The sequence below is a fragment of the Hymenobacter cellulosivorans genome (assembly GCF_022919135.1).
Lineage (GTDB): Bacteria > Bacteroidota > Bacteroidia > Cytophagales > Hymenobacteraceae > Hymenobacter > Hymenobacter cellulosivorans.
In genome coordinates this window covers 5003992-5025599 of record NZ_CP095049.1, presented here as the reverse complement: position 1 = coordinate 5025599, position 21608 = coordinate 5003992, and the positions used below count along the sequence as shown (strand labels likewise).

The 21608-nt window shown below is 62.2% G+C and carries 17 protein-coding genes; 12 read left to right on the top strand and 5 right to left on the bottom strand.

The window, feature by feature from the left end:
• Positions 1–69: 69 nt before the first annotated feature.
• Together MUN80_RS21255 and MUN80_RS21250 are read right to left on the bottom strand one after the other, a co-directional pair.
• Positions 70–1728: an alkaline phosphatase family protein gene (locus MUN80_RS21255; RefSeq protein ID WP_244716089.1), complete on the bottom strand. Its 1659-nt coding sequence runs from the start codon at positions 1726–1728 to the stop codon at positions 70–72.
• 213 nt (positions 1729–1941) lie between these two features.
• Positions 1942–2490, bottom strand: coding sequence for an RNA polymerase sigma factor (locus tag MUN80_RS21250; RefSeq protein ID WP_244716087.1), 549 nt, complete (start codon positions 2488–2490; stop codon positions 1942–1944).
• Positions 2491–3458: 968 nt separating this feature from the next.
• Between MUN80_RS21250 and MUN80_RS21245 the strand changes: the two genes are divergently transcribed.
• From MUN80_RS21245 to MUN80_RS21235, 3 genes are all read left to right on the top strand, one after another.
• Positions 3459–4739 carry a PcfJ domain-containing protein gene (locus MUN80_RS21245; RefSeq protein WP_244716085.1) on the top strand — a complete coding sequence of 427 codons (1281 nt, stop codon included), beginning with the start codon at positions 3459–3461 and terminating at the stop codon, positions 4737–4739.
• Between the two features lie 61 nt (positions 4740–4800).
• A complete protein-coding gene (locus MUN80_RS21240; protein WP_244716083.1) occupies positions 4801–6324 on the top strand; it encodes a TROVE domain-containing protein in 1524 nt (507 codons plus the stop codon).
• A gap of 193 nt (positions 6325–6517) precedes the next feature.
• Complete coding sequence (locus MUN80_RS21235; protein ID WP_244716081.1) at positions 6518–7357, top strand: TIGR02452 family protein; 840 nt, start codon at positions 6518–6520, stop codon at positions 7355–7357.
• Between the two features lie 91 nt (positions 7358–7448).
• Here the strand turns inward: MUN80_RS21235 and MUN80_RS21230 are convergent, their stop codons facing one another.
• Positions 7449–7736 (bottom strand): hypothetical protein, encoded by a 288-nt coding sequence (locus MUN80_RS21230; RefSeq protein WP_244716079.1) that lies wholly within the window; start codon positions 7734–7736, stop codon positions 7449–7451.
• Between the two features lie 890 nt (positions 7737–8626).
• Between MUN80_RS21230 and MUN80_RS21225 the strand changes: the two genes are divergently transcribed.
• From MUN80_RS21225 to MUN80_RS21185, 9 genes are all read left to right on the top strand, one after another.
• Complete coding sequence (locus tag MUN80_RS21225; RefSeq protein ID WP_244716077.1) at positions 8627–10027, top strand: RtcB family protein; 1401 nt, start codon at positions 8627–8629, stop codon at positions 10025–10027.
• 9 nt (positions 10028–10036) lie between these two features.
• On the top strand, positions 10037–10435 hold the full coding sequence (locus tag MUN80_RS21220) for a 2OG-Fe(II) oxygenase (RefSeq protein WP_311136297.1): 399 nt from the start codon (positions 10037–10039) through the stop codon (positions 10433–10435).
• Positions 10436–10544: 109 nt separating this feature from the next.
• Positions 10545–10874 carry an ArsR/SmtB family transcription factor gene (locus MUN80_RS21215; RefSeq protein ID WP_244716075.1) on the top strand — a complete coding sequence of 110 codons (330 nt, stop codon included), beginning with the start codon at positions 10545–10547 and terminating at the stop codon, positions 10872–10874.
• Positions 10875–10876: 2 nt separating this feature from the next.
• Entirely contained in the window at positions 10877–11344 is a 468-nt protein-coding gene (locus tag MUN80_RS21210) for an SRPBCC family protein (RefSeq protein ID WP_244724940.1), read from the top strand.
• Between the two features lie 7 nt (positions 11345–11351).
• Positions 11352–11735, top strand: coding sequence for a DoxX family protein (locus MUN80_RS21205; RefSeq protein WP_244716073.1), 384 nt, complete (start codon positions 11352–11354; stop codon positions 11733–11735).
• A 5-nt stretch (positions 11736–11740) separates the two neighbouring features.
• Positions 11741–12361, top strand: coding sequence for a YdeI/OmpD-associated family protein (locus tag MUN80_RS21200; RefSeq protein ID WP_244716071.1), 621 nt, complete (start codon positions 11741–11743; stop codon positions 12359–12361).
• Between the two features lie 129 nt (positions 12362–12490).
• The gene (locus MUN80_RS21195) at positions 12491–13387 is read left to right on the top strand and encodes a carbohydrate kinase family protein (RefSeq protein WP_244716069.1); all 897 of its coding nucleotides are present in this window, start codon (positions 12491–12493) and stop codon (positions 13385–13387) included.
• Between the two features lie 112 nt (positions 13388–13499).
• Positions 13500–14150 carry a zinc ribbon domain-containing protein gene (locus MUN80_RS21190; RefSeq protein ID WP_244716067.1) on the top strand — a complete coding sequence of 217 codons (651 nt, stop codon included), beginning with the start codon at positions 13500–13502 and terminating at the stop codon, positions 14148–14150.
• 327 nt (positions 14151–14477) lie between these two features.
• Positions 14478–15905, top strand: coding sequence for an RtcB family protein (locus MUN80_RS21185; RefSeq protein WP_311136249.1), 1428 nt, complete (start codon positions 14478–14480; stop codon positions 15903–15905).
• A gap of 11 nt (positions 15906–15916) precedes the next feature.
• Here MUN80_RS21185 and MUN80_RS21180 read toward each other — a convergent pair whose 3' ends face one another.
• The gene (locus MUN80_RS21180) at positions 15917–17077 is read right to left on the bottom strand and encodes an efflux RND transporter periplasmic adaptor subunit (RefSeq protein WP_244716065.1); all 1161 of its coding nucleotides are present in this window, start codon (positions 17075–17077) and stop codon (positions 15917–15919) included.
• 27 nt (positions 17078–17104) lie between these two features.
• Positions 17105–21532, bottom strand: a complete 4428-nt coding sequence (locus tag MUN80_RS21175) for a CusA/CzcA family heavy metal efflux RND transporter (RefSeq protein ID WP_244716063.1) — start codon at positions 21530–21532, stop codon at positions 17105–17107.
• Positions 21533–21608: the final 76 nt, after the last annotated feature.

Sequence of the window (21608 nt, the reverse complement as noted above, 5' to 3'; positions counted from 1 at the left end):
TGCACAAGCCGGGCGGAGTAACCATCCCCGGGGCCCGATGTAACGAAAGCGTAATATGAACGGGCCGAACTACTTGCGCCGCTTCTTCGGATTAGCTCCTGTGCTGAGCACTTCCACGATGGGCTGACCGGTGCAGGCGCTGGGTAATTTGCTTTCGACCAGCATGGCGGCGGTGGGGGCAATGTCGGTAATGGCGTGGTACTCGTAGCTGATGCCGGGCGTAATGCCGGCCCCAAACCAGAGCAACGGCACGTGGCTGTCGTAAAGGTAGCCCGAGCCGTGGGTGGCGCCCACGCCCATTTCCCAGGTCCAGCCGGGCTCCAGCTCGAAGCGCACGTCGCCGAAGCGCTGGTAGTAAAGGCCGTTCTGGAGCTTGGTTTCCAGGAAAGCCCCAGTGCTGCTGGTCAGCAGTTGGGCGGTGGTATTGACCTGAGCAATGCCGGGCTGGCTGCGCAGGTAGTCGGCCAGCAGGTTTTGCACCCGAGCCAGCTCCAGCTTGCGGCTGGCAATGAGCGGCCGGTTGAGGTAGTACATGTTGTTGCGCTCGGTCTCCAGCCACTGCCCGGGCCCGAGCTGCTCGGTCAGGAAGTCGGCGGCGCCTTTGTTGAGCGTGGCGTGGGTTTGGGCTCCGCTGGGTGCCTGGTGCTGGGCCAGGTACCTGGGCACCTCGCTGGCGCCGTGGTCGGCCGTGAGGAAAATGGTGTAGTTGCCCTTGCCCACGGTTTTGTCCAGGGCCTGCAGCAGGCGGGCAATTTCCAGGTCCAGGCGCAGGTACAGGTCGTTTTCTTCCTTGGAAAGTGGTCCGAAGGTGTGGCCCACCGGGTCGGGGCTGGAGTAGCTGATGGCCAGCAAATCAGGCACGTCGTCGCGGCCCAGGTCGGTATTGGCCAGGGCAGCCAGGGCCAGGTCGGTGAGCAGGTTGTTGCCGAATGGCGAGATGTTGACCATCTCGTAGGGTGGCGGATTCTGGGACGCCAGCTTGCCTAGCTCATACGGAAAAGTAGCGGCCGTTTTGCCCTTGAAAATCCGCTCGAAGCTATTGGAATCAGCCACGCTGTTGAGGTAGGCCTCGGGCCCCCGCAGCGGCGTCCAGGTTTGCTGGCGGTAATAGTCGGCCTTTTTCTGGGCGTTGAAATCCGCCACCCATTTCGGCAGGGCCGGCATATAGTAGGTGCTCGAAATAAAGTCGCCGGTGTTCATGTCGAACCAAAACGCCCCATCGGCCATGTGGCCGGCGGGCAGCGCCGAAGCCCGGTCTTTCAGTGAGAGGGCCAGCACCTTGCTGCGGCCGTTGGACACCATCTTCATTTCGTCGCCCAGCGTGGTGCTCACCTGGTTGCGGGCCGATACGCCCATGCCTTTGGGGGTGCCTACCAGCCGCACCGTCGAGTCGTCGGTGCAGTACACGTCGCGGCGCAGGCGCCGGTCGTACCAGGAGTTGCCCACCACACCGTGGTAGCGGGGCGTCGTGCCGGTGTACACCGAGGAATGGCCGGGGCCCGTTACCGTCGGTACGTAGTTATAATGGGTGTTGCGGCACTGAAAACCCTCGCGCAACAGCCGTTTAAAGCCGTCATTACCCATCTGGTCGGCAAAGCGCGGCAGGTAGTCGGCCCGCATCTGGTCGACCATAATGCCGACCAGTAGTTTGGGTTTTGCGGTGCCTTGGGCAAACGAAGAACTGGCACTGCCCAGGAGCAGCGCGGAAAGCAGGATAGGTCGAATCATACGGTGGAAGCAGCCCCCGCACAGGGAGGCCGGGACGAAAGCAAGAAAGAGAGGACTGGGCCCAGGACTGCGGATGACAGTCGGGGCCGAGCATACAAGCAGCTGGGCCGGTAGCTAACCGGCCGAATGGCCATCTGCAGCAATAGTTGCGGATGAAGGCCCTTCTAACTATGCCCGTTGGTTGATTTAACCAAGACGTAACACTGGCCCGGCTTAGCTCAGCAGCTTGGTCAGGAAAGGGGAGAGCTTGTGCAGGGCGCTGTTGAGCTGGTTGCGCACGGTCTGCTCGGAGGTGGCAAACCGCTCGGCTATTTCCCTAACCGAAAAATCATCGACCATGCCCAGCAAAAACACCTCTTTCTCCCGGGGCGGCAGCACCTGGGCCTGGTGCTGAATGGCCCGCAGCGTATCCTGGCTGACCAGGCGCCGGAACGTCAGCTCGGCTCCAGGTTCCTGCTCCTTCCCAATCAGCTGGTGGTGCCGGGCCCGGATGTCGGCGTCACGGAAGCGGGTCAGAATTTTCTTGCGCAAGGCTCCCAGCAGGTAGCCCGGGGCATTGGTGTGCACTTGCAGCTGGCCGCGGTTGGCCCACAGGTCGCAAAACAGCTCCTGGGTGATGTCCTCCGCGTCGGGGGCGTCGCGCAATACCTTGTGGGCGTAGCGGTACAGGTCCCGCCACTGCGCCTCGAACAACAGTTCGAAAGCCTGGTAGTCGTCGTTGCGGATCCGCTCGAGCAGCCCGAGTAAGTTGTCAGTAACCACGGCGCATAGTTTGCGCCAAATGTAGCCGGCTCTGGTTGGGTTGTAAGGGGCCAGCCGCAGAGGTTATAGAATCTTCATCTGCCGATAATACAGCCGTAATGCGTCGCGGCCGTTTTTTGGTAATAGTTGTAACCTGTCGTAAGCAAGGTAACGTATGCGGCTAGCAAATTCAGGTAAGAGAATACTCTGATAATTTAGGCCGTATCTGCTTTAAGTATTCAAAACAAGCTATAGGGTAATTAAATAGCTTTTGCAAAGGCCTTGCTACTGCTGTGAATGGTTGAATTAATCTAAATAGAAAAATATTTAAATTATTTTTCGAACTAATTTGGTGGATACAAAAAGTCCCTTCATATTTGCATCACTCAACCACAGAAAAACAACTAAAACCATGCTCCGCCACTTTAACTACACCAGCAAGCAAGATCGGATGAAGCCAGAGGCTTCGGCCGTGGTTCGGTATAGCTAGAGTAACAGCAGGTTTTCTCCTGATACTTCCGCCGCCCGAACCCATAAGGTTCGGGCGGTTTGTTTTTCAACCCCTTATATCCTTCGGCCATGCACCTCTCGCAGGATTGCTTCCTACATCAACCTCAGCCCAAACGGTCAAGTAACCGGGACTGGCAGGGTTGCGGCCGGGATTTTTTGTCGAACATTTCTCGTAGGTAAATACTACGTGACTGATTCGTGAAAAAGGCCCGGCTTCTCCCAGAATTCGGGCCTTTTTCATACTATGTATTCGCTGAAAACTAATTTCAGGCGACCTGGAAGAGGTATGTATTTTTGGTAAACAATTAAATTAAATAGCTAACTGAATTTGCGTAAGCGCGAATTTATTTCTTCCACACTTTTAAGCTAAATATCATGTACGAAAGCTTCAGAATCTTGCTCGCTACGCCTCCTGTACAGGCTACGTCTTCGTCTGATTTTTCTATCGGTAATATCCCTCGCGCAGGGAATCCACCCGGATGTCTAACCGTCACAAACCCGTATCCCGCCAAGTCCGGGACACCCAACAAGCCCTCGTAGCCCTAGCCCGGCACGCCGACCGCCGCAAGTGGTCGGCAGGGCAACAAATAGAGTTTCTTTTTTCCTGCGCCACCTCTAAGGAGCTGTACGCCCAGGTCGAAGCCGACTCGCCGCTGGCTTTGCGCTACCGGCACTGGGTCAAGGGCCGCACCGTGCTGGAGCAGCGCCGCACCCGGCAGGTGCTGCTGACCCTGGCCGACAAGCGCATCGCCCTGCTGAACCGCCCCGAAGTGGTGCCGGCTCTGGGCCTGATCGGCAAGTACTACTGGAGCCGGCAGCGCGAGCTGGCCGACTGGCAGCCCCGCACCCGCAACGCGTACGGGCAGCTGGAAAGCCTAGTGCGTCACCTCTTCGATGGCTACGGCGACGTGCCCGGCTGGGTGCTCGAAGCCTGGGCCACCGGTGAAATGAACTGCGCCGGCGTCAACCTGGCCGAGCTGACCATTCACCTGGGTGCCGGCCGGTCGTTGCGCAGCTTTGCCGGCCTGCCCCGAACCCTGACCAAAAAGCAGGAGCACGAAATGCGGCAGGCCCCGGCCGGCTGTACCTTTATCGAAGCCCTGCGCTACGGGCAGCTGGCTTCCCGCGGCGCGCTGGACTGGCTCGGGCCGGTGCTGCAAACCGAATGGAGCCGTACCGTAGGGTCCGACGACGACTTCTGGCTCGGGGTAGTCGACTTCTTTGCCGCCGCATCCATGGTCGATCCGCAGCACTTTGGGCCGGTCTGCGACTGGATTCAGCAGAAACGCACCGTGGGTATCGGCGACGGGCCGCCCCAGCCGGGCTTTTCGCTGAAGGGCCGCAGCATGGCCAGCGTGCTGCTGCACACCGAGCAGTGGCACCGCCTGCTGGCCCGGGGCCCGCGCCACGGTGGCGAGCTGCTATCCACGACCTGGAGCCCGCTGCTGGTCAGCGACTTTAGCAGCGGCGAAGATCAGCGCGTACGCATCACCCAGCTTCGCACTTACGAGGAGTTGGTGGAAGAGGGCCGGGCCCTGCACCATTGCGTAGCCTCTTACCTGTACTCCTGTCAGAAGGGGCGCTGTGGCATCTTTTCCCTTAAAATGGACGGTGCCCGCAGCATTACCCTGGAAGTGCTCCGCAACCGCACCGTGGTGCAGGCCCGGGGCCGCTACAACCGCTCTATGCTCGCCAACGAGCGGCACTGGGTAACGCGCTGGGCCGCTGAAAATCAGCTAAGTCTCTCTAAGCACATCTGATAATCCCGACTGCCAAACCTCGGGTGAGCCCACTAGTTCACCATCTCACCATCTCACTACCATGCGCTTCAATCTACCCTTCCGCAAAGCTCAGCCCGTCCTCAACCACGAAGGCGCGGTAGCCTATACGCTCACGCCCCAGCTGGAGCTCTACGCCGCCGTAGCCACGGCTGCCCTGAGCGACCAGTTCTACGAAAAGGCCGACACCCGCTTGCAGCGCTTGCGGGACCTGGTAGCTCGCAACGACCCCGAGTTTGTGGCCCGTCTGGCGGTCTATGCCCGGGAGCAGCTCTACCTGCGCACCGTGCCTCTGGTCCTGACCGTGGAGCTGGCCCGCCTACACCAGGGCGACAGCCTGGTGAGCCGCCTGGTGGCCCGGGTGGTGCAGCGCGCCGACGAAATCACCGAACTGCTGGCTTACTACGCCCGAGCCAACGAGCGGGCAGGGGTGAAAACCCTTAACCGCCTCTCCAAGCAGGTGCAGAAAGGCCTGGCCCTGAGTTTCAACCGGTTCGACGGCTACCAGCTGGCCAAGTATGACCGGGCCGGGCAGGTGCGCCTGCGCGACGCCCTGTTCCTGGTGCACCCCACGGCCCGGGACGTCGAGCAGCAAGCCTTGTTCGACCAGCTCGTGCACGGTACCCTGCCCACGCCCTACACCTGGGAAACCGAACTGTCGGCATTGGGCCAGCAGGCCTTTGCTTCGCCGCAAGAACGAGCCGCGGCATTCCGCGCCACCTGGGAAACCCTGATTAGCAGCGGCAAGCTGGGCTACATGGCCTTGCTGCGCAACCTGCGCAACATCCTCGACGCCGACGTGTCGGCTGGGGCGGTAGAGCGGGTGTGCGCTACGCTAAGCAATGAGCAGGCCGTGGCCCGGGCCAAGCAGCTGCCCTTCCGCTTCCTGGCCGCCTACCGCGAGGTGCTGGTCTTGAAGTCGGGCTACGTACCGTTGGTGCTGGAAGCCTTGGAAACGGCCATTGCCCACAGCGTGGTCAACCTGCGCGGCTTCGCGGCCGACACCCGCGTGGTAGTCGCCTGCGACGTGTCGGGCTCGATGCAGCAGCCGGTGTCCCAGCGCAGCAAAGTGCTGCTCTACGACGTGGGCTTGGTGCTGGGCATGCTCCTGCAGAGCCGCTGCGGGCACGTAGTGACCGGCATGTTCGGCGACACCTGGAAGCGCATCAGCCTGCCCCGGGGCCGGACCCTGCAAAACGTGCAGGAGTTCTACCGCCGCGAAGGTGAGGTGGGCTACAGCACCAACGGGCACCTGGTCATCAAGGACCTGTTGCAGCACCGCGAGGTGGTAGATAAGGTGATGATTTTCACCGACTGCCAGCTCTGGAACAGCACCGGCGACGGCGGCACCCTGGCCCAGGCCTGGATAGACTACCGCCGCACGGTGGCCCCCCAGGCCCGGCTCTACCTCTTCGATTTGGCCGGCCACGGCTCGGCGCCCATCGAAGTGCGCGAAGGCCACGGCGTGGCGCTAATTGCCGGCTGGTCGGATAAAGTATTCGACGTGCTGCAGGCCCTGGAAAACGGGGGCTCGGCAGTAACCGAAATTGAAAAAATAGACCTGTAGGGGGAAGCCCTATTACCCTCAGCTTCTCTGTCCCTCTTAGTTGTTCGTTGTTCGTTGTTAGGAAAGAGGTTAAAACAACTGACAACGAACAACTGACAACTACTACCCTCTGCGACCCTAAAGCGGTACGGAGCGGCGGCAATTCGGCCGCTGCTCCCCGCCCTGCGGAAGTCCGACTAATTCCTGCCCCATTATGAACCGCGAACAACGTCAACAACTGGCCCGCCTCACCCTCGCCGCTCTCGAAACCGGCCGCTACCACACCGCGGAAGGAGCCGAAGTCAGCATCGGGGCCTGGCAACACGCTGCCGTGCAAGGCAGTCTGCTTTACCGGCCGGCGGACGCCGAAGCGGTGGGGCAGGAACCCGGACTCACCGACAAGGCGCCGGCCGAAGTACGGGTCTACCAGGCCACTACGCTCGAAGCCGCTGCTGAATTAAGCCAGAAATTTGCCCGTGTCGGGGTGCTCAATTTCGCCTCGGCCCGCAACCCCGGCGGTGGGTTTCTGGGCGGCAGCCAGGCCCAGGAAGAAAGCCTGGCCCGCTCCTCGGGGCTGTATCCGTGCCAGCTGCAGTTTCCGGAGATGTACCAGCACAACGCCCACCGCAACGGCCTCTACAGCGACTACGCCATCTACTCGCCCGGCGTGCCGGTGTTGCTCGATGACGCCGGCCGCTGGCTCCCGGAGCCCTACCGCATCGACATTATCACCTCGCCGGCCGTGAATGCCGGGGCCCTGCGGCGCAATACTTCGGAGCTGCTACCTGAGCTGGCGCCAACTATGCGCCGGCGTATCCGGCAGGTGCTGGGCATGGCCGCCCGCCACGGCTGCGAGGCCCTGGTGCTCGGGGCTTGGGGCTGCGGGGTCTTCGGCAACGACCCGGCCCAGGTAGCCCGGCTGTTTGCCGAAGCGCTGGCCCAGCCCGGCTGGCGCAACAGTTTCTCCCGCCTCGACTTTGCCATCTTCGACCCCAATGCTCCGCACCAAGTGCTGCGGGCCTTTGAAATCGAACTGGCAGGTCTTACCTCATAAGCCGTCTGACTGTCATGATGTATTCCACCATCTAAAGCCAACCTAGTCGGGGGCCTAAATGCCAGGCCAAACGGGCCGGGCCTGCCTCCGACTACTTGGTGCATACTTCCACCGGCCAGGTGCCGTAGCCGAGCGTTACTTCGTGGGTAGTTTTCAGGCTGTTCGGCAACGAATGGTTACGGGTTCGAATCCCGCTAGGGCCGCTTTGGTCGCCGTAGGAAAACATTCGCGGGCGACTGTTGCCCTGGCCTGTGGTTGAGTTCACTTGGTAAATTTCCCGCCGGGTGTCGTCGGGGAGCGTTCCATCGGGTAACAGGTTCGACTCCTGACTTTCGACGCCAGCAATGGCCGGCGAAAGTCGCTCAGTCTGGTAGAGCACGCGCTTCTCATTTTTTACCCCGGTGGGGTTGGTTGTAGCTATTCTTTTTTCGGGTGCCGTAGGGGCGCAATCCTTCGTTCCGAACTGAAAGCCGCAAGGCGTGCGGGTTCGACTCCCGCCCGGCGGCCGTGAGGCGGCCGGTGGCGAAATGTAGACGCACCAGTAGTTAGGGCGTCCCGCTTGTTGCCCCGGAATCAGAATAGCACTAGTACCTCGTTGGGTGCCGTAGCCTAGCCTTACTTCGCACTTTTAATGCCCGGGTCGGAGGTTCGAATCCTCCTCGTCAGTTCTTCGGATTGGCGGTAGCTCAGTTGGTTAGAGCAGGATCACGGGCTGAGCGCCCAGTTGCCCCAACGAGTTTAGTTTTTTGTTGTTAGTTGTCAGGAGTAGTCGTTAGCACGAACTGACAACTGACAACGAACGACACAGCATCCTGTCGTGGTGCCGTAGGGCAGCCATACTTCGTAGGGTTACTGAGGTCGAAGGTTCGAATCCTTCCTGCCAATTCTGGCAGTAGCCTAGCGGTCAGGGCGCAGTAATAGAGAGGCTGCCCGCCTTGTTGCCCATTACAGGAGCCGGGCCGGAAACGGTGTCGTCGGGTAGTATTCCTTCGTTCTGAAAATACGCACCGGACTACCCACCTTGTTACCCGTTTCCTAAGCCCGGCAAACTGCTTTTCCGGCCCGGATGCCGTACGTCCGCGCTCCTTCGACCTGTCCCGTCGGGTAGTACGCAAGTACCCCACTGCGACGCGGGCGGCCCGTTGCTCCGGGTCGGAGCAGCTTTTTTCACGCTCAACACGCGGCCCGGCAGCGGCACCGAAATGAGGGTGCCGCTGCCTCATTGCCAGCCGTTTTTTCTTCAACTTCACGTCTGCGGACTCCATTCTTATGGCCCACCAATTACGCGGCAACGACCTTCGGCAGCTTGGCTTCCCCGAAGGCCGCGCCATCGGCCTTGCCCTGGCCCAGCTCCAGCGCAAGCACCTCAAGAAAATTTCCCTCACCGACCAGCTGGCCCTGCTCCAGCATATCCTGGCCGCTCCCCACGAGTTTGCCACCCACCTCGACTGGAGCCACGTGGCCGCTGCCCTGCTGCCGCCCCCGTCGCGCCACATCGAGCTGGTAGCCCGCAAGCCTTATGCCCTCTACGGGGCCGAGCACATTGAGCCCGGCGCCCTGCACCAGATGGACACGGCCATGAAGCTGCCTGTGACCGTCGCCGGGGCCCTGATGCCCGATGCCCACCACGGCTACGGCCTACCCATTGGGGGCGTGCTGGCTACTGATAATGCCGTCATTCCCTACGCCGTGGGCGTTGACATCGGCTGCCGTATGGCCTTGTCGGTGTTTGCTCTGCCGCCCAAGTTTATCAGCCAGCGGGTGCAGGAATTGCAAAAGCTGCTGCTCGACAACACCCGCTTCGGCAACCGCACCGGCTTCGACCGGGGCAAGAAGCTAAGCCACGAAGTGCTGGACAGCGACACGTTCCGCGACGTGCCCTTCCTGCGCAACAAGCAGGCTACGGCCGCCGAGCAAATCGGCACCTCCGGCTCCGGCAACCACTTCGTAGAGTTCGGTATCGTCGATATCACCGACCCGACCAACGACATGGGCCTGGCCGTGGGGCAGTACGTGGGCCTGCTTTCCCACTCCGGCTCCCGCGGCCTGGGTGCTTCCGTCGCCAACCACTACACCAAGCTGGCCATGGAAAACTGCCAGCTGCCCAATGAAGCTAAGCATCTGGCCTGGCTGGGTCTCGATGGGGAGCTGGGCCAGGAATACTGGGCCGCCATGACTCTGGCCGGCGACTTTGCCTCGGCCTGCCACCACCAGATTCACCACCGCCTGGCCAAGGCCCTGGGGGAGCGGCCCCTGGCCAAAGTGGAAAACCACCACAACTTCGCCTGGAAAGAGCAGCTGGCCGATGGCCGCGAGGTAATCGTGCACCGCAAGGGCGCTACGCCGGCCGGCCAGGGCGTGCTGGGCATCATTCCCGGCTCCATGACGGCCCCCGGCTTTATCGTGCGCGGTCGGGGCGTGCCCGAATCCCTGGGCTCAGCTTCCCACGGCGCGGGCCGGCTCATGTCGCGCACCCGGGCCAAGCAGGAACTCGGCGAAGCCCAGGTCCGCCAATACCTGAAAGACCACGACGTGGTGCTGCAGGGTGGGGGAGTAGATGAGGCCCCGATGGCCTACAAGGACATTCACCAAGTGATGCAAAGCCAGCAGGAGCTGGTGGATGTGCTGGGCTCGTTCACGCCCAAAATCGTGCGCATGGACGGCGCCTGAGCCCATGATCTGCCAAAAGAGGCCCCTGCCGGGGCCTCTTTTTTTTCGAAAATCCAAAGCCTAGCCCCAGTCGTCCACTTCGTACCCGCCCAGCTAGGCGCTGGTCATGCCTGCGGCCTCAACGAGCTGTTCCGCTTCTACCGCTACCAGTGCGGCCACCAGTTCCGCGGCCACTACGACGGCAGCTACGTTCGCTCCGCCACCGAGGCCAGCCGGCTCACGTTTATGGTCTACCTCAACGACAACTTTCAGGGCGGCGACACCACCTTTCACGACCTGCGCATCCAACCCCGCCAGGGCATGGTCCTGCTTTTCCTCCACAGCCTCTCCCACGCCGGCCGCGAAGTAACCCAGGGCGTGAAATACGTCCTGCGCTCCGACGTAATGTATTGCGCGGCCAGTAGCTAAAGAGCGCCAGATGCTGTTTCGGGCCTAGGAATGCAGCTAACAAAAAACTCGTATTAAAACTTGTGTAGTTAAATGCCTACATGTATACTTGTAGTCATATAGCTACACGATGAACTTACGACGCGACGCCTTCCAGGCCATTGCCGACCCCACCCGCCGGGCCATTCTGCTGCTCTTGGCCGCCCAGTCCCTGACGGCCGGAGCCATAGCCGCCAGCTTCAACACGGCCCGGCCCACCGTGTCCAAGCACCTACAAATCCTGACCGAGTGCGAGCTGCTTACGCAAGAGCAGAAAGGCCGGGAAATGTACTACCACCTGAACCCGGTTGGCATGAGAGAAATAGCCGACTTCATCGAGCCGTTCCGCCAGATGTGGGACGAGCGATTCAACCAGCTGGAAAGTATTCTCCAGGCGCGCCAGGCCAAAGCAACGGAATAATGATGAAGCCCAAAACCCGAATCAGCGCCGCGGATGACCGGCAGGACCTGCTTATCACCCGGGACTTTGACCTGCCCGTGTCCTTGCTCTTCACGGCCTACACCGACCCGGAAATCATCGGGCAGTGGATGGGCACCAACGTGCTGAAGCTGGACAACCGAAAGCACGGCAGCTGGCAATTTGAAACCACCAATGCGCAGGGCCACGTGGTGTTCCGGGCCGGAGGCACCATCCACGAGTTTATCCCCGGCCAGAAAATCGTCCGAACCTTCGAAATGGAGAATGCGCCGTTTGGCCCCCAGCTCGAATTTTTAGAGTTCGAGAGCCTGCCCAACGATACCAGCCAGCTGCGCATGCACATCGTTTACCGCTCCGTGGCGCAGCGCAATCAGCAGCTGCAGCTGCCCTTCGCCCAGGGCCTGAATATGGCCCACAACCGCTTGCAGGAGATTGTCAGTAAACTGCAATAACAGGGCTATGAGCAAGCAGAAAAACCTCATGTACTGGATTTGCACGGCCTGGCTGGCGCTAGGCATGGTATCCACCGGGCTGGTACAGGTGCTCAACCCCCAGGCCGAAGCCGCTTCCATGGCCAGCCTGGGCTACCCGGCCTACTGCCTGCTGCTGCTCGGAATCTGGAAACTGCTGGGCGTCATTGCCCTGCTAATTCCACGGTTTGCCTTGCTGAAAGAATGGGCCTACGCCGGCTTTTTCTTCATGATGTCCGGAGCCGTATTTTCTCATCTGGCCGCTCACGACCCGGTAAAGGAACTGCTCCCCGCTCTGCTCCTGCTGGTTCTAACGGTCCTGTCGTGGTATTTCCGGCCCGCCGGTAGACGAATTACGACTCCTAGCTACTAACCGACATGGCTCCCTCCGTTGACTTTTATTTCACCGACGGCTGCGGCCGTTGCGCCCTGGTCAGTACGCCCGCCTGCAACGTCAACCGGTGGGGGCAGGAGCTGCGCGAATTGCGGGCCCTGCTACTCGGCTGCGGCCTCGCCGAAGAGCTCAAATGGGGTGTGCCCTGCTACACGCTGGCGCAAAAGAACATTGTGCTGATCCACGCCTTCAAGGACTATTGCGCCCTCAATTTTTTCAACGGCGCCTTGCTCTCTGACCCCAACGGCATTCTGGTCCAGCAAACCCAGAACGTGCAGGCCGCCCGTCAAATCCGGTTTACCGATGTTCGGGAAATAGCCAAGCTGGAGACCGTTCTGCAAGCCTACATCAAGGAGGCAATAGCAGTAGAAAAAGCGGGGCTGAAAGTCAGTTTCAAGCCAACTTCAGAATTTGCCATGCCCGAAGAGCTGCAAGACGCCCTGGCCCGTGATGCCGCGCTGAAAGCCGCGTTCCATACCCTGACCCCCGGCCGCCAGCGTGGCTACCTGCTGTATTTCTCGGCCCCCAAACAAGCCAAAACCCGCACGGCCAGAATTGAAAAATACACCCCGCACATTCTCAGGGGCAAAGGGTTACAGGACTGAGTTAATGGGGTGTTTTATTCTGGCTGTCATTCTAATGCACAGCCAAAGGATGACAGCCAGAATAACTGCCGTCCGCAAGGTTTCTTTGCCAGGCTTAACCTGCTGTTCTGGCTACTCTCTTGTTCGCGTATGTCTACCCCAAACATCGTCTGCTTCGGCGAAATCCTCTGGGACGTGCTGCCCACCGGCCAGCAGCCCGGCGGTGCTCCTGCTAACGTGGCCATCCACCTGCGTCAGCTCGGCGTTCCAACCCAGCTCATCAGCCGCATCGGCGACGATGACCCCGGTAACGAGCTGCTCGGCTTCCTGGCCGGCAAAGGCCTGAGCCCCGACTACCTCCAGCGCGACCAAACCCACCAAACTGGAATCGTAGCCGCCAACGTCGACGATGCCCATGAGGTAACCTACGACATCGTGCAGCCCGTCGCCTGGGACTTTGTGCAGCCCGAAGCGGCCCTGCATACGCTGGTAGCGCAGGCCGGCATGTTCGTGTATGGCAGCCTGGCCGCCCGTAGCCCCACTACTCGCGCCACGCTCTACGCCTTGCTGAAGCACGCTCGTTTTCGGGTGTTCGACGTGAATTTACGAGCCCCGCACTATACCCAGGAGGTGGTGGAATACCTGCTCAGTCAGGCTGATTTCGTAAAGATGAACCACAATGAGCTGGCCGAAATCATGGGTTGGCTAGGGGAAGAAGTTGACCCGGAAACCAGCCTGCCGATGCTGGCCCGCCGCTTCCACCTCCAGGCCGTGTGCGTCACCCGCGGGGCCGGCGGTGCCCTGCTCTGGACCAACGACCAGCTCTACCAAGCCCCTGGCGTGCCCGTCGAAGTGCAAGACACTATCGGCAGCGGCGACGCATTCTTGGCGGCCTTGCTCAGCGGCTGGCTGGCGGGGCAGGAGCCGCAAGAGCTTCTGCGCTTTGCCTGCGCCACCGGGGCGTTGGTAGCTATGCACCGCGGCGCCACGCCCAGCTTTACCGCCGCCGACGTGCAGAAGCTGCTGGCCCGGCCCCCGGCGTCGTAAGCTGCCACTGGCGGGTAAAAAGGCGCAGGTATTGCTTGATTGGGAACAGTAAGCGTATTCTAATCCTGGGATATCTGCTACTTTTAGGCAACCAACCACATGCCCTGCCACCATGAGCAACCTGATTCAGTTTGTCGCCAACCACGACGACCTGTCCACTGACAAAGGCTTCCAGTTTAAATTTTACTGCGACAAATGCCGCAACGGCCACATGTCGCGCTTCAGTCCCAACAGCATCGGCATTGCCGGGGAGCTGATGCGGGCCGCCGGCAGCCTCTTCGGCGGCCACTTCTCCGACGCCGGCAACGCGGCCTACCACGTGCAGCGCGCCATCGGGGGCAAGGCCCACGACGCGGCCCTGGAAAAGGCGGTGCAGGAAGGTAAGCAGTACTTCAAGCAGTGCACCCGCTGCGGCCACTGGGTGTGCCCCGACGTGTGCTGGAACCACAAAGCCGGCCTCTGCGAAGACTGCGCCCCCGACGAGCACGAGGAACTGGCCTCCCAGCAGCGCCAGGCCGCCAAAGAGCAGATCTACACCAAAACCCGGGAGCAGAACTACACCGGCAACCTGGACTTCCTCAACAAAGGCGGCGTGGTGCAGTGCAACAACTGCCAGGTCACGCTTGACGCCAATAAGAAGTTTTGCCCCGAGTGCGGTACGCCCAACGTGGCGGCCCAGACCAAGGAGAAATTCTGCGCCGACTGCGGGGCCAGCGTCAAGCCCGGCCAGCGCTTCTGCGCCGAGTGCGGCAAGCCGCAGTAGGTGAAATTGTGACCTAGTGAGATGGTGAGTTGACGTTCAACGCCGCTCGTCATTGCGAGGCGCAACCGAAGCAATCCGTCTTCTGCTAGTGATAAACTCTCTTCTACCAGAAAGCCCTTTATTCCACCTGGAGTAAAGGGCTTTTGCATTAGAAAGCTCCGCCCATTTCAGCGGACGGATGGCCAAGCTTCGTGCGCCATGACGCGCGGTTTATTGGTGCCGAAAGAACATCAAACTCGCCATTTCACCACTTCACCATCTCACCTCAACCATAACCCCGCAGCCGGAATCCGCGCTACAACCTAGCTCCACCCACTTCTCCCGGCTATGTCCAAGCAAACGGTGCGCGGCAACGACCTGCGCAAGATTGGTTTTCCCGAAGGCCCCGCCATTGGCCGCGCCCTCGACGTGCTGGCCGACCGCCAGTTCAAGAAGCTCGACAAAGGCAGCGCCCTAGCCTTGCTCCAGCAAATCCAGGCTGACCCTTACAAATACCTGCGCGACGAAACCTGGCGCGACGTGGCCAAGGAACTCGTGCCCCAGCCCAGCAAAAGCGTAGGGCTCAATCCCGAAATTAAGGACTACCGCCGCTACGGCGAGGAGTTCATCGAGGACGGGGCCCGCAAGCAGATGGACACTGCCATGCAGCTGCCCGTCACCATCGACGGGGCCCTGATGCCCGACGCCCACCAGGGCTACGGCCTGCCCATTGGCGGGGTGCTGGCCGTCGACAATGCCGTCATTCCCTACGGCGTGGGCATGGATATTGGCTGCCGCATGGCCTTGTCGGTGTTTCCGTTGCCCGAGCACGAGCTCTACCAGCGGGCCAAAGAGCTGCGCAACATCATTCTGGCCAATACCCGCTTTGGTAGCAAGTTTTCAGCCTTCGATAAGAAAATGGACGACGCCATTTTCGAGCGGCCCGAGTTCAAGGACATTGCCGTACTGCGCGGCAAGCGCCAAACCGCCGTTGAGCAAATCGGCACCTCGGGCTCGGGCAACCACTTCGTCGAGTTCGGCGTGGTCGACATCACCGACCCGGACAACGAGCTCGACGTGCCCGTGGGCAAATACGTAGGCCTGCTTAGCCACTCCGGCTCCCGCGGCATTGGGGCGGCTGTGGCCCAGCACTACACCAAGCTGGCCATGAACGCCTGCCCCTTGCCGCCCGAAGCCCGCCACCTGGCCTGGCTTAGCCTCGACTCCCAGGCCGGGCAGGAATACTGGGCCGCCATGAACCTGGCCGGCGACTACGCCTCAGCCTGCCACGACCAGATTCACCGCCGCATCAGCCGGGCCCTGGGTGAGAAGCCGCTAGCCAAGGTCGAAAACCACCACAACTTTGCCTGGCGCGAAACCCTATCCGACGGGCGCGAGGCCATTGTGCACCGCAAAGGCGCCACGCCGGCCGGTAAGGGCGTGCTGGGCGTCATTCCGGGCTCGATGACCGCGCCTGGCTTCATTGTGCGGGGCCGTGGCGAGCGGGACTCGCTGCAATCGGCTTCGCACGGGGCTGGGCGGCGCATGTCGCGGGGGCAGGCCATGAAAACCCTTAAGGAAGGCGACGTGCGCCGGGAGCTCAAAGACCACGGCATCGAACTCATGGGCGGCGGCCTCGACGAAGCGCCGATGGCCTACAAGGACATTCACCAAGTCATGGCCCACCAGCGCGACCTAGTCGACGTGCTGGGTTCATTCACGCCCAAAATTGTGCGCATGGATGCCGGCGGCAAGGGCGGCAAAGGTGGAGAGTAGGTCCCGGCGGCTTACTCTTCCTCTCCGGCGTTTTTAAGCTTACTCAGCAACGAGTACGCCCCGTCGGTGGCGTAGCGGGCCCCGGCGCGGGCGTCGGGCAGCAGTATGGCGCTGTAGCCATCGGCCTGCTCGCCGCGTCGCACTTCCAGCATCCGGAACACCTGCTGCTTGTCCGCGGACGACTCCAGCCGGAATACGTACTGCTTGCCCTCGTAGTCGACCACGGCCTTATCGGGCAGGGCGGGCACCCGGCGGGCCGAGGTTTCGACCACCGCCCGCACGAACATGCCGGGCAGCAGAGCCGGATCGTTTTCCTGGTCGAGGTGGCCGTGCACGCGCACCGTGCGTTGCTGGGCGTCCACGGTGCGCCCGATGAGGTAGACGCTGGCCGTCCGCTCGGCGCTACTGTCGTTGGGCAAGGTAAAACGGATGCGCTGGTCGGCACGCAGTTGGGGCACGTCCTTTTCAAACACGGTCAGCTCCACGTGCAGGTGGCGCGGGTCGACGAGTTCAAACAGCGTTTCGGTGGGCGTCACGCTCTGGCCCACCGTCACGTTCACGGCCTTCACATAGGCATCCTGCGGAGCCCGCAAGGTGGCTGTGGACACAATAGGTCGGCGGCCAGCGGGCAGTCCGGCCAAGCGCAGGCGGGCCAGTTGCCCAGCGGCCTGGGCCTGCAAAGCGCCATACTCAGCCTGGGCCCGCTGCAGATTTTTGGCCGGGGCCACTTCCTCCTTGACCAGCTCCTGCTGCCGCGCCAGCTCGGCCCGGGCGTAGGTGAGCTGGCTTTGAATTTCGAGGTAGCTCTGCTGCAACTGAATAAACTCCGGGTTGCGAATCACGGCCAAGACCTGACCCTTGCGCACCCGCGTGCCCTGCAATAAAGAGGTGCTTTCCACGATGCCGCCGAGCGGCGCACTGACGGCTACGAGCTGGTCGGGCGGCACATCCAGCACCCCGTTTACCTTGAGGCCTTCCCCCAGCACCCGCGGGGTCAGCAGGGTGGTTTGCACCCCGGCCAGCTGCAGTTCTTCAGCCGTCAGCGTAACCTGGTCCGTCGCCGTTTCAATGGCTTCTTTAGCAGCTGGGGCATCGGTTTCGGCGGGCTCAGGGTGACTTTGGCAGCCGGCCCCTAGTAGCATAAAGGAGAGAATAAAAGCAGTATTCTTCATGGAAAGGAAAGCAAAACGGCGGCCCGCTTACTCGGCGGGGCTGAGCAGGAAGTCGAGTTCAATAACGGTTTGATTGTGCTGGAGCAGGACGTCGAGGTAATCGGTGCGCAGGCGCAGGGCCCGGTCCAGGCTGAGCAGATACTCGGAGTAGTTCGTTTCCCCGGCCTTGAATGCCTTGGTGGCCAGGCGGGTAATGACGGCCGCCTGAGGTAGGCCGGTTTGCTCATAAAACGCCAAGCGTTGCTGCTGCTCGGTGCGCTGGGTGAGCAGGGTTGCGAGGCGGCCACCTAGCTCGGCCCGGTAGCGGCGCAAACCCGTAACGGCCACCTGCTCCTGCAAACGGGCCGCCTGCACCCGGGCCTTTTGCGGCCCTGCCACCAGGGGCACCGCTACCGTGGCCTGCACGCCCTGAAACCGGTCGGTGGCCCCGTAGTGGCGCGTGACGCCATCCACCACTTGCGGGCCAATCAGGGACTGATTGAAATAGCCTACGCTCAAACCGGGCTTGCCCTGGGCCTGCACGGCTCGGGTTTCGGCCTGGGCGCTGGCAATCTGCTGCTGCACGACCTGTAACAGCGGGCTGTGGGCTAAGGCAGTCGTGTCGCCGGGCGCGGCTAAAATCTTTGGTGCCAGCAAGATTAAGGTACTGTCGGCCAGAGCAACGGGTTCGGCTCGTTGGAGCAACGCTTGCAGCTGCCGGGTGGCCACTTGGTACTCGGTGCGGGCTTGCGCCAGGCGCAGGCGAGTTTCGCCCTGCTGCACCAGGGCTGAGGCTACTTCCAGCCGGGCTGTTTCGCCGGTGCGGAAACGCAGCTCGGCGGCCCGCACGAAGGCCGAGTACAGGCTGTCCTGGCTGCGCAGGGCCCGTAGGCGGTGGCGGGCGTGCACGGCCGTTTCGTACTGCTGGCGCACCTGCCGCGTCAGCTCGGCCCGGGCCAGGGTCAGCTGCTGCTGCTGAGTGCCTACCTGGGTTTGGGCCAACTCGGTAAGAGCCCGGTAGTAACCCGGCCAGGCCAGGGGCTGGCTAATAGTAAATTGGTTGTCGTTCTGGATAGAGTTGTACTGCCCGTAGCTGCCCTGAATAGTGGTGCGGCCAATGTCGCGGGCGGCCCGGACGGCGGCCTGCCGGGCTGCGAGCTGCTGCTGGGCCCCTAGCACCGTGCCGCTGGCAGCCAGGGCCGCCGTTATGGCCTGCGTGGCGTTCAGGGTTTCCCCACCCGAACGTGCCGGAGGTTGGCCCTGGACCCACGTAGGCAACAGCATGGCCAAGAGCACCATACCCGCCGGGCCGGCCGGCCCCAACCGGGAAGGCGCGGGCGGGGTAGAGCGGCGGTTGGCGGTCCAGGTTTCTTCCAGGTAATACAGCACCGGCAGCACCAGCAAAGTCAGCAGCGTGGCCGTAACTAGCCCGCCGATAACCACCGTGGCCAGGGGCTTTTGCACTTCGCCCCCGGCCGAGTTGGACAAGGCCATGGGCAGAAAGCCCAGGGAAGCCACGGTGGCCGTCATCAGCACCGGGCGCAGGCGCACGTGGGTGCCGGCCAGGATGCGGGTGCGCAAATCGGTGATGCCCTCGGCCCGGAGTTGGTTGAAGTAGCCGATGAGCACAATGCCGTTGAGTACGGCCACCCCGAACAAGGCAATAAAGCCTACCCCGGCCGAAATACTGAACGGCATGCCCCGCAACCACAAAGCCAGCACTCCGCCAATAGCCGAGAGCGGAATAGCAGTGAAGATCATAATGGCCTGACTAACGGAGTGAAACGTGGCGTAGAGCAACAAGAAGATGAGCAGCAACGCCACCGGCACGGCCAGCAGCAGCCGGGCCCGGGCCGACTGCAGATTCTCGAACTGCCCGCCGTAGGTGAGGTGGTAGCCCGGGGCCAGCTTCAGGCTTTTGTCGAGGCGCTGTTGCACCTGCTCGACCACGCTTTCCACGTCGCGGCCCCGCACGTTGAAGCCCACCACGATGCGGCGCTGGGCATCGTCGCGCTGAATCTGGCTCGGGCCCGATACCAGAGCCACGTCGGCCACCTGCTCCAGCGGGACCTGGCGGCCGTCGGGAGTGGCCACGAAGAGCTGGCGCAGGTTGCTGATGTCCTGCCGGGCGTTTTCGTGCAGGCGCACCACCAAATCAAAGCGGCGCTCCTGCTCGAATACCTGGCCGGCCGTCTGGCCGGCGAAGGCGGTTTGCACGGTACGGTTCACGTCGGCCACCGACAGGCCGTACTGGGCCAGCTGGTCACGCTTGAGGCGGACCACGAGCTGGGTCTGGCCCGTGGCCCGCTCCACGTACAGGTCGGTAGCCCCGGGCAGGCTGCCCACCAGGTGGCCTACTTGCTGGGCGTAGTCATCGAGCTGCTGCAAATCTTCCCCGAAAATCTTGATGACCACGTCCTGCTTGGCCCCCGAAATCAGCTCGTTGAAGCGCATCTGAATGGGCTGCTGAAACCCGAACGTGACGCCGGGAATCGTGCTCAGCCGCGCGGCCATCCGCTCGGCCAGCTCCTCGCGGTTGTCGGCCGAAGTCCAGTCCGCCCGGTCCTTGAGCACGATAATCAAGTCACAGGCTTCGGGCGGCATGGGGTCCGTGGGAATTTCCGAAGAGCCCACCTTGGCCACCACCTCCTTGACCTCAGGAAAGTGCTTGAGCAGTAAACCGGCCGCCTGCTGGGCTTTTTCGGCGGTGTAGCTGATGGAAGAGCCCGGCAGCACCCGGGTTTCAACGGCAAAGTCGCCTTCCTCCAGCGTCGGGATAAACTCGCCGCCCAAGGTGCGAAACAGCAGCCCGGCGCCAACCAGCAGCAGCAGGGCCGCGCCCAGAATCAGGGCTTTGGCCTCCAGGGCCCAGGCCACGACCCGCTGGTAGCGCCCGGCCAGCTGGTCCAGGATTCGGTCGGAGAAGCCGTGGCGGGCCGGTTGCCGGCTCAGCGCCAGAGCCGACATCATCGGCACGTAGGTCAGGCTCAGAATAAAGGCGCCCAGGATGGCGAAGCCCACGGTTTGGGCCATGGGCCGGAACATCTTGCCCTCAATGCCGCCCAAGGCCAGCAAGGGCAAATACACAATCAGAATGATGATTTCGCCAAAGGCGGCTGAGGAGCGGATGCCGCTGGCGGCCTGGTAGACCTCGGCGTCCATTTCGGGGCGGGTAAGTAGGGCGTTATCGGGCCGGGCCGGGCGGGTGGCAATGCGGTGCACAATGGCCTCCACGATAATCACGGCCCCGTCCACAATCAGCCCAAAGTCGATGGCGCCCAGGCTGAGCAGGTTGCCCGATACGCCAAAGAGCCGCATCAGGCCCAGGGCAAAAAACATGGCCAGCGGAATCACCGAGGCTACCACCAACCCGGCCCGCCAGTGGCCCAGAAACAAGACCAGCACGAAAATCACAATCAGTGCGCCCTCGGCCAGGTTCTTGGTCACGGTGCCAATGGCCTGGTCCACGAGCTTGGTGCGGTCCAGAAACGGCTCAATGACCACGCCCTCGGGCAGGGTTTTCTGGATGGTTGCCATGCGCTGCTTGACGGCCTGAATAACGGCCGAGGAGTTGGCGCCCTTGAGCATGAGCACCAGGCCGCCCACCACTTCGCCTTCCTGGTTGCGGGTCATCAGGCCGTAGCGCACGGCGTGCCCGAAGCCCACCTGGGCCACGTCGCGCACCAGAATAGGCACCGGTGTAGCTGGGCCGGGGGCCCGCACCACCATGCGGCCCACGTCGTCGAGGGAGGCGGCCAGGCCCTCGGTGCGGATAAAGTAGGCCGCCGGGTTCTTGTCGATGTAGGCCCCACCGGTATTCTGGTTGTTCTGCTCCAGGGCCTTATACACCTCGGCCACCGTCACGTTGAGGCTGCGCAGACGCTCGGGGTCGAGGGCTACTTCGTACTGCTTCACGTAGCCGCCGAAGCTGCTGACCTCGGCCACTCCGGGCGTGCCCAGCAGCTGGCGGCGCACGAGCCAGTCCTGCAACGTACGCAGCTCAGTGCGGGAGTATTTTCGCTCGAAGCCGGTCTTGGCGTGCAGCACGTACTGGTAAATTTCGCCCAGGCCCGTCGTAACCGGAGCCAGCTCGGGCGTGCCCGTGCCGGGCGGAATCTGGCGCTCGGCCTCGCGCAGCCGCTCACTCACCTGGGCCCGGGCCCAGTAAATGTCGGTGTCGTCGGGAAAGACGATGGTGACGACCGAAAGCCCGAAGCGGGAAAAGGAGCGGACCTCCTCCACGCCCGGCACGGTGGCAATGGCCTGCTCAATGGGAAACGTGACGAGCCGCTCCACGTCGGGCGCGCCCAAGGACGGCGTTTGGGTGATGACCTGCACCTGGTTGTTGGTGATGTCGGGCACGGCATCGATGGGCAGGTGCAGCACCGAGTAGCTGCCCCAGGCCACCAGGGCCAGGGTCAGCAGGCCGATGAGCAGCTTGTTGTGAATGGAAAAGTGAATAATTCGGTCGAGCATGGAGGCTGCGCGGAAGAGAAATCAACGAACAAAATCTGGGCGGACGGCACGCGCAAAAGGTCCGCCCCGGCCCCGG

What these genes read in the sequence shown, in the direction of transcription:
- MUN80_RS21205 (WP_244716073.1), top strand. Translation starts at nt 11,352, where the DNA reads ATGAGCAAGCAGAAAAACCTCATGTACTGGATTTGCACGGCCTGGCTG.
- MUN80_RS21240 (WP_244716083.1), top strand. Translation starts at nt 4,801, where the DNA reads ATGCGCTTCAATCTACCCTTCCGCAAAGCTCAGCCCGTCCTCAACCAC.
- MUN80_RS21215 (WP_244716075.1), top strand. Translation starts at nt 10,545, where the DNA reads ATGAACTTACGACGCGACGCCTTCCAGGCCATTGCCGACCCCACCCGC.
- MUN80_RS21180 (WP_244716065.1), bottom strand. Translation starts at nt 17,077, where the DNA reads ATGAAGAATACTGCTTTTATTCTCTCCTTTATGCTACTAGGGGCCGGC.
- MUN80_RS21225 (WP_244716077.1), top strand. Translation starts at nt 8,627, where the DNA reads ATGGCCCACCAATTACGCGGCAACGACCTTCGGCAGCTTGGCTTCCCC.
- MUN80_RS21210 (WP_244724940.1), top strand. Translation starts at nt 10,877, where the DNA reads ATGAAGCCCAAAACCCGAATCAGCGCCGCGGATGACCGGCAGGACCTG.
- MUN80_RS21235 (WP_244716081.1), top strand. Translation starts at nt 6,518, where the DNA reads ATGAACCGCGAACAACGTCAACAACTGGCCCGCCTCACCCTCGCCGCT.
- MUN80_RS21200 (WP_244716071.1), top strand. Translation starts at nt 11,741, where the DNA reads ATGGCTCCCTCCGTTGACTTTTATTTCACCGACGGCTGCGGCCGTTGC.
- MUN80_RS21175 (WP_244716063.1), bottom strand. Translation starts at nt 21,532, where the DNA reads ATGCTCGACCGAATTATTCACTTTTCCATTCACAACAAGCTGCTCATC.
- MUN80_RS21190 (WP_244716067.1), top strand. Translation starts at nt 13,500, where the DNA reads ATGAGCAACCTGATTCAGTTTGTCGCCAACCACGACGACCTGTCCACT.
- MUN80_RS21185 (WP_311136249.1), top strand. Translation starts at nt 14,478, where the DNA reads ATGTCCAAGCAAACGGTGCGCGGCAACGACCTGCGCAAGATTGGTTTT.
- MUN80_RS21255 (WP_244716089.1), bottom strand. Translation starts at nt 1,728, where the DNA reads ATGATTCGACCTATCCTGCTTTCCGCGCTGCTCCTGGGCAGTGCCAGT.
- MUN80_RS21195 (WP_244716069.1), top strand. Translation starts at nt 12,491, where the DNA reads ATGTCTACCCCAAACATCGTCTGCTTCGGCGAAATCCTCTGGGACGTG.
- MUN80_RS21245 (WP_244716085.1), top strand. Translation starts at nt 3,459, where the DNA reads ATGTCTAACCGTCACAAACCCGTATCCCGCCAAGTCCGGGACACCCAA.